Origin of the sequence: Actinomycetospora endophytica, assembly GCF_021026375.1 — a bacterium.
Taxonomy (GTDB): Bacteria; Actinomycetota; Actinomycetes; order Mycobacteriales; family Pseudonocardiaceae; genus Actinomycetospora; species Actinomycetospora endophytica.
The window spans coordinates 666,817-679,469 of the sequence record NZ_JAJNDB010000001.1 but is presented as its reverse complement, the minus strand read 5'-3'; the positions used below and the strand labels follow the sequence as shown (position 1 = coordinate 679,469).

13 protein-coding genes are annotated in these 12,653 nt (G+C 72.4%); 11 read left to right on the top strand and 2 right to left on the bottom strand.

The genetic code is table 11. The annotated features are described in order from the left end of the window. Positions 1 to 35: 35 nt before the first annotated feature. Positions 36 to 1,433, bottom strand: a complete 1,398-nt coding sequence (locus LQ327_RS03300) for a SatS C-terminal domain-containing protein (RefSeq protein ID WP_230730097.1) — start codon at positions 1,431 to 1,433, stop codon at positions 36 to 38. Between the two features lie 116 nt (positions 1,434 to 1,549). Between LQ327_RS03300 and LQ327_RS03295 the strand changes: the two genes are divergently transcribed. From LQ327_RS03295 to LQ327_RS03270, 6 genes are all read left to right on the top strand, one after another. Continuing rightward, the gene (locus LQ327_RS03295; protein ID WP_230730096.1) at positions 1,550 to 2,488 is read left to right on the top strand and encodes a haloalkane dehalogenase; all 939 of its coding nucleotides are present in this window, start codon (positions 1,550 to 1,552) and stop codon (positions 2,486 to 2,488) included. 170 nt (positions 2,489 to 2,658) lie between these two features. Continuing rightward, a complete protein-coding gene (locus LQ327_RS03290; RefSeq protein WP_230730095.1) occupies positions 2,659 to 3,024 on the top strand; it encodes a hypothetical protein in 366 nt (121 codons plus the stop codon). A 269-nt stretch (positions 3,025 to 3,293) separates the two neighbouring features. Then, positions 3,294 to 3,647, top strand: a complete 354-nt coding sequence (locus LQ327_RS03285; protein WP_230730094.1) for a hypothetical protein — start codon at positions 3,294 to 3,296, stop codon at positions 3,645 to 3,647. Between the two features lie 222 nt (positions 3,648 to 3,869). Beyond that, complete coding sequence (locus LQ327_RS03280) at positions 3,870 to 4,199, top strand: hypothetical protein (RefSeq protein ID WP_230732952.1); 330 nt, start codon at positions 3,870 to 3,872, stop codon at positions 4,197 to 4,199. 229 nt (positions 4,200 to 4,428) lie between these two features. Then, positions 4,429 to 4,770 (top strand): hypothetical protein, encoded by a 342-nt coding sequence (locus LQ327_RS03275; protein ID WP_230730093.1) that lies wholly within the window; start codon positions 4,429 to 4,431, stop codon positions 4,768 to 4,770. 351 nt (positions 4,771 to 5,121) lie between these two features. Continuing rightward, positions 5,122 to 5,568 carry a hypothetical protein gene (locus LQ327_RS03270; protein ID WP_230730092.1) on the top strand — a complete coding sequence of 149 codons (447 nt, stop codon included), beginning with the start codon at positions 5,122 to 5,124 and terminating at the stop codon, positions 5,566 to 5,568. A 37-nt stretch (positions 5,569 to 5,605) separates the two neighbouring features. Here LQ327_RS03270 and LQ327_RS03265 read toward each other — a convergent pair whose 3' ends face one another. Further along, positions 5,606 to 6,313, bottom strand: coding sequence for a maleylpyruvate isomerase family mycothiol-dependent enzyme (locus LQ327_RS03265; protein WP_230730091.1), 708 nt, complete (start codon positions 6,311 to 6,313; stop codon positions 5,606 to 5,608). A 74-nt stretch (positions 6,314 to 6,387) separates the two neighbouring features. Here LQ327_RS03265 and upp point away from each other — a divergent pair, with 74 nt between their 5' ends. The 5 genes from upp to rsmA all read left to right on the top strand — a co-directional run bounded on the left by upp (position 6,388) and on the right by rsmA (position 12,652). Next, the gene (gene upp, locus LQ327_RS03260) at positions 6,388 to 7,008 is read left to right on the top strand and encodes a uracil phosphoribosyltransferase (protein ID WP_230730090.1); all 621 of its coding nucleotides are present in this window, start codon (positions 6,388 to 6,390) and stop codon (positions 7,006 to 7,008) included. A 134-nt stretch (positions 7,009 to 7,142) separates the two neighbouring features. After that, complete coding sequence (gene metG, locus LQ327_RS03255; RefSeq protein ID WP_230730089.1) at positions 7,143 to 8,939, top strand: methionine--tRNA ligase; 1,797 nt, start codon at positions 7,143 to 7,145, stop codon at positions 8,937 to 8,939. Between the two features lie 13 nt (positions 8,940 to 8,952). After that, positions 8,953 to 9,813 carry a TatD family hydrolase gene (locus LQ327_RS03250; RefSeq protein WP_230730088.1) on the top strand — a complete coding sequence of 287 codons (861 nt, stop codon included), beginning with the start codon at positions 8,953 to 8,955 and terminating at the stop codon, positions 9,811 to 9,813. A gap of 320 nt (positions 9,814 to 10,133) precedes the next feature. Further along, positions 10,134 to 11,699, top strand: a complete 1,566-nt coding sequence (locus LQ327_RS34530; RefSeq protein WP_308286237.1) for a resuscitation-promoting factor — start codon at positions 10,134 to 10,136, stop codon at positions 11,697 to 11,699. Between the two features lie 35 nt (positions 11,700 to 11,734). After that, the gene (gene rsmA / locus LQ327_RS03235) at positions 11,735 to 12,652 is read left to right on the top strand and encodes a 16S rRNA (adenine(1518)-N(6)/adenine(1519)-N(6))-dimethyltransferase RsmA (protein WP_230730087.1); all 918 of its coding nucleotides are present in this window, start codon (positions 11,735 to 11,737) and stop codon (positions 12,650 to 12,652) included. Position 12,653: the final 1 nt, after the last annotated feature.

Here is a 12,653-nt window from a genome sequence, read left to right as displayed (position 1 = left end):
CGCGCGGCGACGCAGCGCCACGTCAGTCACACCGGTCACGGATGACGCAAACGCCCCAGGAGTCGGTCCTCCAGCTCACGCCACCGGGTGGCCTCACGCTGGAACGGGGGCGACGGCGTGAGCCGGTTCGGGTCCGGGCGCAGGACGAACGAGACCAGCCATCCGAGGGATTCCGAGGTCGCCAGCGCATCCCGCGTGGCCTCGTCGTCCGCCCAGTCGGCGGCGTCGAGGAGCAGTTCGACGGCGAGCTCGAGCTGCGACGGGTCGACCGCCTGCGGGCCCTCGAGCAGGTCCTCGGCCAGCCCGGCGAAGACGTAGCGGTTCTCCGGGGCGATCTCGACCTCGAGGTCGCCGCCCACCGCCGCCGTCATGACCTCCGACCACGTCGAGACCTGGGCCAGGTCGTGGCCCTCCGACCCGTCACCCGCGATCCACGTGCGCAGCGCGCGGGCGCTCGGGAAGACGTCGATGCGTCCGCCCTTGCCCAGGAAGACCGGGGTGTCGTCGAGGAAGCACCGCAGGGTGATCACCTCGCCCTCGGAGGTGAGGATCGAGATGGGGTCGATCCCGACCTCCTCCCAGAAGCCGGGCGGGGGCTCCTCGGAGGCGTCGACCAGGTCGCTGTGCAGCGACTCGCCCGCGGTGTCGGCGCGGAGGTCGTCGGGGGCGTCGGCCAGCGGGCCCGAGACGGCGGAGTCCTGCGGGTCGGCGGCGACGGCGTCGCTGTCCGCCGGGAGGTTCTCCGCGTCCTCCTGGCTGCCGGAGCGGGACTCGTCCTCGGGGTCCTCGTCCAGGTCGTCGCCGGCCGCGTCGAGGTCCCCGCCGGTGGGAGTGGCGGTGGCGCGCAGCTTGGCGGCCAGCTCGGTGTCGACCTCGGGCACCCGCACGAGCGCGTCGAGGGCGTCGAGCACCTCGTCCCAGCGCTCCGCGACGACGTCCGCGAGCTCGGTCCACAGCGCGGCGCCGTCGCGACCGCCGAACGCCGTCACGCCGTTGACGAGGGCCGCGAAGGCCCGCGTGGAGTCGAGGATCTCGGTGACCGTGCCGAGGTCGCAGACGTCGGCCAGCGACCGGACCATCGCGGTGATCTCCGCCAGGTCGTCGACCGACCAGGTGTCCGGCTCGTCCGCGACGAGCTCGGGCGCGCCGATCACGTCGTAGCGCTGGATGTCCTCGGGCGTCAGCTCGTCGACCGACAGGCCGCCGACCACCGACCAGGCCGGGTGGTCGAGGAGGTCGTGCGGCGTGCCGTCGGCGTCGCTGGTGCGGATCCAGGCGGCCAGGTCGGCGGCGTCGGCGAAGGCGAACACGTGGTCGTCGTCGCCGAGGAACGCCTCCCACTCCTCGCCGTCCTCACGCCAGCGGGGAGCCCACAGGGTGACCAGATCCCCCTCGGTGAGCGCGAGGGTGATCGGGACGATGTCCTGGGCCACGGTCGGCCTCCGGGTCTTCCAGCGGGTGATCACGTGCGCGGCCACCCTAGGGGTGACCGGGTGACCAGGCCGTTCGGGGACTCCGGGGAGCCGCCGCGGATGGCACGCTGCGAGCCGTGCGACTGCTGCGGACCCCTGACGACCGCTTCACCGGGCTGGACGGTTTCGCCCACCCGCCCCGATTCGTCGAGGTGGCCGATCCCGACGGCGGCCCGGCGCCGGTCCGGGTGGCGACCTACGCCGTCGGGCCGCAGGACGCCGGCCCGACGGTGCTGCTCCTGCACGGCGAGCCCACGTGGTCCTACCTGTACCGGCACGTCCTCGACGCGCTCGCCGGCGCCGGGGTGTCCGCCGTCGCGGTGGACCTCGTCGGCTTCGGGCGCTCGGACAAGCCGGCGGAGATCACCGACCACTCCTACGCCCGGCACGTGGCGTGGGTGCAGGAGGCGGTGTTCGGGGCGCTCGGCCTCGACGACCTGGTGCTCCTCGGGCAGGACTGGGGCGGCCTGATCGGTCTGCGCCTGGTGGCCGCGGCCCCGGAGCGCTTCCGGGCGGTGGTCGCCGCGAACACCGGGCTGCCCACCGGCGACGTGGACATGCCCGAGCCGTGGTGGCAGTTCCGCCGGGCCGTGGAACGGGCGGAGACGCTCGACGTCGGGCGGCTCGTCGCCTCCGGGTGCGCCCGGGGGCTGGAACCGGCGGCGCGCGCCGCCTACGACGCGCCCTTCCCCGACGAGTCCTACAAGTCGGGCCCGCGGGCGATGCCGCTGCTGGTACCCACCCGCCCCGACGACCCGGAGACGGCGGCCAACCGGGCGGCCTGGGCGGCCCTGGCCGACTACCGGCGTCCGTTCGTGACGGCCTTCTCCGACTCGGACCCGATCACCGGGCCGATGGGGCCGGTCCTGCGTGACCACGTGCCCGGCGCCGGTGCGGGCGGTGGCGACGGCCCGGGTCACGCCGTGCTGCGCGGGGCCGGCCACTTCCTCCAGGAGGACGCGGGAGCCGAGCTGGCCTCTGTCGTCGTCGGGACTGTTCGTCTTGTCGCTCGTTAGTGCGAACGGGCTAGCAATCAAGGCCGAAAGCAGGAAAACCCTCGAACGAATGAAGTAGCGGCTCCGGCCGTGACCCGCTCTCCGGAGGCCCGTTGGGCCCGGCGTGACAGTCGGATCCGTGTACCTGCGGATCCGGATTACCTGGGACCCCTGGAGAAACGATCGTGTCGATGTTCCGTAAGACCGTCCTGACGACCGCCATCATCGGTGCCGGCCTCGGGACCATGACGGGTGCGGCATTCGCGGGCGACGACCCGGGCGACGGCGGCCACAGCAGCCACGAGGGCAACCACAGCTCGTGGGACCACGGCAAGTCCTCGTCGTGCAGCAACGACGTCAAGGCCGAGAACCTGACCAAGAGCGGCGGCCTGGCCGACGTCATCGGCGGCGACCAGGTGCTCGCCCCGATCAACGTCTGCCACATCCTGGACGACAACAAGCTGCTGAACCACAACAACGTCGCGCTGCTCGGCGGCTCGATCCACAACGGCGACAGCAGCGGCTCCTCGGACCCGCTGGGCGGCCTGCCGCTCTGACTTGCGGGCCCTCGGGCCTCGCAGCCGTGAGCTGACGCTCCGGCGCCTTCGGTGACCGACCACGGGCCGGCACTCCTCGGGACATCACGTCCCGACGGGGTGTCGGCCCGTCGTCGTGCGTGCCGGAAGTTACTGCTCCAAGCGGGTGATTCTCCCCCGCGTTCCCCCTGCTCAGCGTCGATCTTCTCCGCTGATCACGCGATCTCCGCAACTCGGCCGTGACCTTCACTCGATCGAGGCGTTGAAGTCACCAAGTCGTGACACCACACGTGGGTCGCGACCTGACGCGGCGTGATCCGTCCGATCACGCCCACCACGACCAGGGGAGAAAGCGCGTGTCGACCTTCCGCAAGACCGTTCTGACCACCGCCATCATCGGCGCCGGCCTCGCGACGACCGCCGGTTCGGCCTTCGCGACCGACTGCAGCCACGACAGCGGCCACAAGGAGTCGCACTCGGCCTCGTCGAAGGGCTGCAGCACCACCGCCCTCGGCAAGATCGACAACAGCCACTCGAAGACCCTCATCGGCGTCCTCGACGGCAGCCAGGGCGCGATCGGCGCGAACATCTGCGACAACCTGAACAACAACAAGATCCTGAGCGGCAACAGCTTCGACCTCTAGGACTCCTCGTCCTCGAGCGGCTCGCCCGTCCGCGCCCCGACGACCCCCGGATGCCGGGACGTGACGGCCGCGAGCCGCAGGACCGAGGGCCCCAGGGCCTGATCGACACCCGCGCCGGCCGGACCTCTCCCAGGTCCGGCCGGCCGGGCGATTCGCCCGCTCCGACCGATCGGCGGGCGCCCCCCACAGCATTCGCGAGCAGGAGAAGAGTCCAGCGTGTCCATGATCCGTAAGACCGTGCTGACCACCGCCATCGTCGGCGCCGGTCTGGCCTCGACCGCGGGCGCGGCGTTCGCCGGCGACGCTCCCTCCGACAACAGCGGCAGCCACCACAGCTCGCACGCGTCGCACAAGTCGACCTCGGGCTGCAGCACCACTGCGGTCGGCGAGATCAACAACGAGGGTGCGAAGACCCTCGTCGGGATCCTCGACGGCAGCCAGGGCGCCCTGGGGCTGAACCTCTGTCACAACCTCGACAACAACAAGATCCTGGCTGACAACCACTTCAGCATCGCCGGGCACGAGATGCCCCAGCCGCCGAAGTTCACCTGAGCCCTCGGCTCGCAGTCGTACACGGCCACGGCCGGCCCCGACCTCCCCCAGAAGAGGTCCCGGGGCCGGCCGTCGTCGTCTCCAGGGCGTTCCACGAACGGGGGAACGTCGTAACGAAGCCGTGACCCGGTCTCGACCGTCGGCGTTGGTGCGGTGTCATCAGCCGGACCCCGGAGCACCTGCTCTGTCCGGATCGCTTTCTCGACACTGCATCGGGGGATACATGTCGATGTTCCGTAGGGCCGCCGTCGCCACCGCCATCCTGGGCGCGGGGCTCGCCTCGACGACCGGCGCTGCCATGGCGACCACGTCCCACGGCCACGGCCACGACGACGGCCACGGCTGCTCGAACACGATCGACGCCAAGAACCTCACCAAGGGCGGCGGGCTCGACGTGGCCGGCGGCGACCAGGTGGCCGCGCCGATCAACGCCTGCCACATCCTCGACGACAACAAGCTGCTCAACGGCAACAACGTCGCGGCGCTCGCGGGCACGATCACCAACGGTGACACCACGACGACGTCCGGCATCCCGGACTCGCCCGTCACCATCCCGGTCATCCAGTCCTGACCGGACGCATCCCGGCACGACAGGCCGGGCCGCCCCGTGGCGATGCCACGCGGAGCGGCCCGGCCGTTGTCGTATCCGGGGGCTTCCACTCGTGGAAGAAAGCCCCGTGGCGTGGCGAGAAACTGTTGACACCGATCGGGCGAGTCGATTTTCAACACATATCTATAAGTCGCTGACCTGCGATGACAGGTCCGGTCGAGCGACGGTCGCGATTTCCTGGTGCACGAACGGGGGATCGTCGTGATGAGGCCGTGACCTTCGATGCGGCGATCGCGTTGACCGTTCTGTGCCGGCGCGCAGTCACCGTGAACCGGCTTTCGACGTCACCGAACCTCGGGGGAACGAGAAGACATGAGCATGCTGCGGAAGACCGTCCTGACCGTCGCGATCGCCGGTACCGGCCTCGGTGCGATGTCGGGCGCCGCCTTCGCGAACGACTCCCACCACGGCGACTCGCACGAGAAGCACTCGTCGCAGGGCACCTGCTCGAACAAGGTCAAGGCCGCGAACGTGACCAAGGGCGGCGGCCTCGCGGACGTGGCCGGCGGCGACCAGGTCCTCGCGCCGATCAACGCCTGCGACATCCTCAACGGCAACAACCTGCTGAACGACAACAACGTCGCGATCGGCGGCGCCATCACCAACGGCGACACCAAGACCGGTGGCGACTCGACCGACGGCGGCTCGACCGACGGCGGCAGCGACAACTCGACCACCCCGACCGACGGCGGCACGACCCCGACGACGCCGACCACCCCGGCCACGCCGGGTCTGCCCGACCTGGGCGGCGTCCTCTGAGGACCTGATCGCACCGGACAGCCGGTGTCCCACCCCGTCAGCCGGGGAGGGGCACCGGCTGTTCGTCGTCGCGGGGCCCGAACATCGGGAGCGCGTCGACCCAGGGCTCCGGGCTGCCGTCCCACTCCCACCGGCGCATCTGCGCCCGGCTGCGCCGGCTGTGCAGGCCGCGGTAGAGCTCGTAGAAGTCGACGGTGACGGTGCTGCGGGTCGCCGCGGCGGCCCCCGCCGACGGCCCGCGCCGCTCCCCCGGATCGTCGGGGCTGCGCCACTCGGTACCCGCGGACCGCACGACGAGGCTGTGCGATCCCCGGATCCCGCGGACCACCTGCCGGACCACCAACCGCGCCGCGTTCGCCCAGCCGTCCCACGGCGGCTGCGACGCCCCGAGGGCCTCGACCAGGTCGCCCTCGTGGACGAGCAGGTCGTGCAGCACCCCGGCGGGAACCCGCCGGTCCTCGATCGCCTCGGCGGTGCCCGGGGCGTGCTCCTCCCACTCGGTCAGCAGCTCCGCGACCGGACGCCCCTCGAGCCGCGCGATCTGGGCCGCGGCCCACGCCGGGCCGGGCATGCCCTCGGTCCGTCGGGCGGTGACGTCCGCGGCGGTGCCGACGAGGTGGGCGACGAGATCACGCACCGTCCAGTCCGGGCAGGCGGGCACCGTCCACGCCAGCTCGGGCTCTCCGAGTCCCGTGACCAGGGCGGCGACCCGTCCGTGAGCGGAGCGGTAGGCGTCATCGAGCACGGCCGCAGCGTGCCAGATTCGCGGGCCGACTCCATCCCCCCGACGGCCTTGTGTCCCCGTTAGGTTCCGGGGCCATGACCCTCGTCGTCGACCACCCGCTCGCCCGCGCGCGCCTGACCACGGTGCGCGACGCCCGGACCGACCGGCCGACCTTCCGCGACGCCGTCCGTGACCTCACGACGATGCTCGTCTACGAGGCCCTCCGCGACGCGCCCGTGACCGAGACCCCGGTGACGACGCCGGTGGCCGACACCGTCGGCGCGGAGCTGACCGCCCCGCCGGTCCTCGTCCCGGTGCTGCGGGCCGGTCTCGGGATGGCCACCGCGGCCCACGCCCAGGTGCCCGGCGCGCTCATGGGCTTCGTCGGGGTCGCCCGGGACGAGGAGACCCTGCAGCCCACGCCCTACATGGAGTCGCTGCCCGGCGACCTCGCCGGCCGGCCGGTGTTCGTGCTCGACCCGATGCTCGCGACCGGCGGGTCCATGGCGCACACCATCGACCTGCTCGTCGCGCGCGGGGCCGACGACGTCACCGCCGTGTGCGTCGTCGCCGCGCCGGAGGGGATCGCGCGCCTGGGCGAGCAGCACCCGGACGTCCGGATCGTGACCGCGACGATCGACGAGCGCCTCAACGAGTCCGGCTACATCGTGCCCGGCCTCGGGGACGCGGGGGATCGCCAGTTCGGCGCCATGTAGATCCACTCTCGTCGTTCTGGGCGAAGGGCACCGTCGAGCGGATAGATCGACCGAAGGGGCCCCTCGCTCGGAATGGGGGCGGGCCGAGGACTCCCGCGCGGAAGCGGGTCGACGGAACCGGGATGATGGTCACCATGAGCGAGTCCGTGCTGACCGCCGTCGCGTGGCCCTACGCGAACGGCCCGCGGCACATCGGCCACGTGTCCGGCTTCGGTGTGCCCTCCGACGTGTTCTCCCGGTACCAGCGGATGGTCGGCAACCGGGTCCTCATGGTCTCGGGCACCGACGAGCACGGCACTCCGATCCAGGTCCAGGCCGACGCCGAGGGCACCACCCCGCGCGAGCTCGTCGACCGGTACTCCCGCGTGATCCAGGACGACCTGGTGGGCCTCGGCCTGTCCTACGACCTCTTCACGCGCACGAGCACCGACAACCACCACCGCGTCACCCAGGAGCTCTTCGGGGCGCTGTGGCGCAACGGCTACGTCCTGCCGGAGAAGACCCTGGGCGCGATCAGCCCGTCCACCGGCCGCACGCTGCCCGACCGCTACATCGAGGGCATCTGCCCGATCTGCGGCTACCCCCACGCCCGCGGCGACCAGTGCGACAACTGCGGCAACCAGCTCGACCCGGCCGACCTCGGTGAGCCCCGCAGCCGGATCAACGGCGAGACCCCGGAGTTCCGCGAGACCGAGCAGCTCATGCTCGACCTCCCGGCGTTCTCGCAGTCGCTGCACCGCTGGCTCGACACCCGGACGCAGTGGCGCCCCAACGTCCTGAACTTCAGCCGCAACCTCATCGACGACCTCAAGCCGCGGGCGATCAGCCGCGACATCGACTGGGGCGTGAAGATCCCGCTCGACGGCTGGTGGGACTCGCCGATGAAGCGGTTCTACGTCTGGTTCGACGCGGTGATCGGCTATCTGTCGGCATCGGTCGAGTGGGCCGAGCGCTCCGGCGACAAGGACGCCTGGAAGCAGTGGTGGTGCGACCCGGAGGCGTCGTCCTACTACTTCATGGGCAAGGACAACATCACCTTCCACTCGGTGATGTGGCCGGCGATCCTGCTCGGCAACAACGGCGCGGGGGACAAGGGCGGCAGCCCCGGCGAGCTCGGGACGCTGAACCTCCCGACGGAGGTCGTGTCGAGCGAGTTCCTGACGATGTCCGGCTCCAAGTTCTCGACCAGCCGCGGCACGGTCATCTACGTCGGGGACTTCCTGCGCGAGTTCGGCCCGGACGCGCTGCGCTACTTCATCTCGGTGGCCGGCCCGGAGAACCAGGACACCGACTTCACCTGGGACGAGTTCGTCCGGCGCACCAACTTCGAGCTGGCCAACGAGTGGGGCAACCTGGTCAACCGGTCCATCTCGATGGCCGCGAAGAACGTCGGCGCCGTCCCCGAGCCCACCCGGCCGGAGGCCGCCGACGCCGAGCTGCTCGCGCAGTCGAAGGCGGCGTTCTCGACGGTGGGCGCGCACCTGCAGCGCTCGCGGTTCAAGGCGGCGTCGGGGGAGGCGATGCGGCTCGTCGGCGCGGCCAACGCCTACCTCAGCCACGAGGAGCCCTGGAAGCGCAAGGACGACCCCGAGCGGCGGGACACGATCCTGCACACCGCCCTGCAGGTCGTGCAGGACGCGAACACGCTGCTCACGCCGTTCCTGCCGCACGCCGCGCAGAAGGTCCACGAGGCCCTCGGCGGCACCGGCGTGTGGGCGGCGCAGCCGGAGCGCCAGGACGCCGGCACGACGGGTCTCGGGACCACCCACAGCGTCCTGACGGGCGACTACGCCCACGAGCAGGCCCGCTGGGGGTCGACGCCCATCCCGGTCGGCCGGCCGCTGTCCCGTCCCACGCCGTTGTTCGCCAAGCTCGACCCGAGCCTGGGGGAGACCGGGCCGGAGTGGGCGCCCATCAACCGTGATGGGTAAGAGCGACCGGGGAATGGGACAGCACGCCGACAGGGTGCCGCCGCCGGTCCCGGAGCCCATCGAGGGCGGCGTGATCGACAGCCACACCCACCTCGACGCCTGCGGGGCCACCGACCCCGACACCCTCGCCGCCGTCCTCGACCGCGCCACCGCGGCCGGGGTCACGGCGATGGTGACGACGGCCGACGACCTCGCCTCGGCGCAGTGGGCGGCCGGGGTGGCCGGCTCCGACCCCCGGGTGTTCGCCGCCGTCGGCCTGCACCCCACCCGCAGCCGTGACCTCGACGACGCGGCCCGCGCGGAGATCGAGCGCCTCACGACGCTGCCGCGCGTGGTCGCCGTCGGGGAGTCCGGCCTCGACGACTACTGGACGACCCGCCGGGAGGACTGCGCGCCGCTGGACGTGCAGCGCGAGGCGTTCGCGTGGCACATCGACCTCGCGAAGCGGACCGGGCTGCCGCTGGTCGTCCACGACCGCGACGCGCACGACGGCATCGTCGACGTGCTGCGCGCCGAGGGCGGCCCGGACGCGGTCGTCTTCCACTGCTTCTCCGGCGGGCCGGACCTCGCGAAGATCTGCGCCGAGAGCGGCTGGCTGATGTCGTTCTCCGGGACCGTCACCTTCCGCAACGCGAACGCCGTCGACCTGCGCCAGGCGGCCGCCGAGGCCCCCGCGGACCTCCTGCTCGTCGAGACCGACGCGCCGTTCCTGACTCCGCACCCGTACCGCGGTCGGCCGAACGAGCCGTACTGCGTACCCCACACGGCCCGAGACCTCGCGGAGCTGCGTGACGAACCGGCCGAAACCCTCGCGGCGGCGGCCACCCGGAACGCCCAGCGGGTGTTCCGACTGGCCCAGCAGCCTCAACCGTGACCGTCCGTGGCACGAAACAGCACGCGGTGACCGCGTTCATCGTGGCCGACCTGCCGTTCGGCGCACCACGTTCGTGTCGCCTTGATGGTGCTGACACCCGGCTCGTTACCGTGTCGTGACTCGCCGGGATGGGACCACCCCCGGCGACCGGGATCGAGACGGAACCTCCCCCAGGGGTTCCGGGTCGGAAATCCCCGGTCGCGGTCCCTGCCCGGAGGTACGGACGATGTGGATTCCTCTGTGGCTCTGCTCTGCTCCCCCGCGACCCGCTCCCCGCTCGGTCGCGATCTGACCGCCCGCGTGCTCGTGGCGGTCGCCCGATGAGCGCCGACACCGCGCGGGGTCGCGAGACCGCGACGACCACGGCCGACGCCGGCTGGTTCGACGACCTCGAGGACCGCTGGACCGACGACGGCTGGGGCTCCTCGTCCTGGGACGCCGAGGACTGGAACGGCCTCGACGCCAGCACCGCCGAGTGGCAGGCGCGCCGTCACGGCACGACCGTCCAGGATCTCCACCACCAGACTGGTCCGCTCCCCACCTGGGCCGATGACATCACCGGCCCGCTGCCGGTCGCGGGGCCGGGCTGGGCAGGGCCCGGCTCCGCGGGCGGCACCGTCGAGACCCAGGGCGACTACTCGCTCCCGGACCTCGACGAGTGGAACGACCTCGAGCAGCGCACGGGGCTCTCCGGCGCCGAGACGGCCACCGCCGTCGCCCCGGAGGCGGCCTCCGCCCCGGCCGGTCTCGACCCCGGGACCTACCGCGAGCGCGACCTCACCGACACCGGCCGCTACTCGCTGGCGGTCAAGGGCGGCGTCGCGGCGGCGCTCATCGCCGTCGCCGCCGGCGGCAGCACCGCGGTCGCGATGGACAAGGAGGTGACGGTCACCGTCGACGGCGTCGACCAGACCGTCCACACCTTCTCCGGCACCGTCGAGGGCGCGCTCGACTCCGGGGACATCACCGTCGGCCCGGCCGACCAGATGTCCCCGTCGCCGACCGCCGCGATCCACGACGGCGACCACCTCGTCGTCAACCACTCCCGCCAGCTCAACCTGGTGGTCGACGGCAAGCCGCAGACGATCACGACGACGGCGAGCACCGTCTCCCAGGCGCTCTCGGCGATCGGGATGCCGGCCTCGGCGATGGCCTCGTCGGTGCCGATGGGCTCGCTCATCCCGGCCGGCGGCATGAACCTCTCGGTGCAGATGCCGAAGACGGTCACCTTCATCGACGGCGGCGGCGCCCCGCAGACGCTGACCACGACGGCGTCGAACATCCAGGAGTTCCTCGGCCAGCGCGGCGTCCCGATGGGCCCGGCCGACACGATCACGCCCGGCGGCCCGGACGGGCTGGCCAACGGCGCGACGATCGCGATCACCCGCAACGCGGTCACCCAGGTCACCGAGACCCAGCCGATCGCGCCGCCGATGCAGACCGTGAACGACCCGACGATGAACGCGGGTCAGACCAAGGTCGACAAGCCCGGCGAGGCCGGCGAGCAGACCCAGAACTTCACGGTGCGGACGACCAACGGCAAGGAGACCGGCCGGGACGCCATCGGCGCCCCGACGATCACCAAGCAGGCCGTGGGCGGCGTCATCCGCAAGGGCACCAAGAAGGCCGAGCCCGCGATCGGCGACACCAGCAAGTGGGACGCCATCGCCAAGTGCGAGTCCGGCGGCGACTGGTCGATCAACAGCGGCAACGGCTACTACGGCGGCATCCAGTTCGACAAGACGACCTGGAACGCCTTCGGCGGGTCGCAGTTCGCCCCGCGTCCCGACCTCGCGTCGAAGCAGGAGCAGATCGCGGTGGCCGAGAAGGTGCGCGACTCGCGCGGCGGCTACGGCGCCTGGCCGGTCTGCGGCTCGAAGGGCTGACCACCCCGCAACACCCACGCACGGGCCCTGGGATCATGAACGACGTGATCCCGGGGCCCGACCAGGGCGAGCGCAGCGACGGGGAAGCTGTCCGTCTCTTCGGTGCCTCGGACCTGCGGGCGCTCGCGGCCGAGCTCGGGCTGCGGCCGACGAAGAAGCTCGGCCAGAACTTCGTCCACGACGCCAACACGGTGCGCCGCATCGTCCGCCTCGCCGCGGTCGAGCCGGGCGAGGCGGTGCTCGAGGTCGGGCCCGGGCTCGGCTCGCTGACCCTCGCGCTGCTCGACGCGGCCGGACCCGAGGGCGCCGTCGTGGCCGTCGAGGTCGACCCGGTGCTCGCCGAGCGCCTGCCGGCCACCGCCGCCGACCGCGCCCCCGGGCGGGTCCTGCACACCGTCACCGCCGACGCGCTGCGGGTCCGCGCGGCCGACCTGACGGCGGCACCCACCGCCCTCGTCGCCAACCTGCCCTACAACGTGGCCGTGCCGGTGGTGCTGCACCTGCTCGCCGAGCTGCCCGGGCTCCGGCGCGGCCTGGTGATGGTGCAGTCCGAGGTCGCCGATCGGCTGGCCGCGCGCCCCGGCGAACCCGCATACGGGGGACCGAGTGCCAAGCTCGCCTGGTACGCGGACGCGCGCCGCGCCGGGCCGGTACCGCGCGGCGTCTTCTGGCCCGTGCCGGGCGTCGACTCCGCGCTCGTCGCCTTCACCCGGCACCCGGACGGCGAGCTCGGCGACGAGGAGACCCGACGGGCCACCTTCGCCGTCGTGGACGCCGCGTTCGCCCAGCGCCGCAAGTCGCTGCGCGCCGCCCTCGCGGGGTGGGCGGGCTCGCCGGCGCGGGCCGAGGAGCGGCTGCGGGCCGCGGGCGTGGACCCCACGGTCCGGGGCGAGCAGCTGGGCGTCGAGGCGTTCGTCGCCATCGCCGGGACGGCCGACCCCGCGGCCCCCTGAG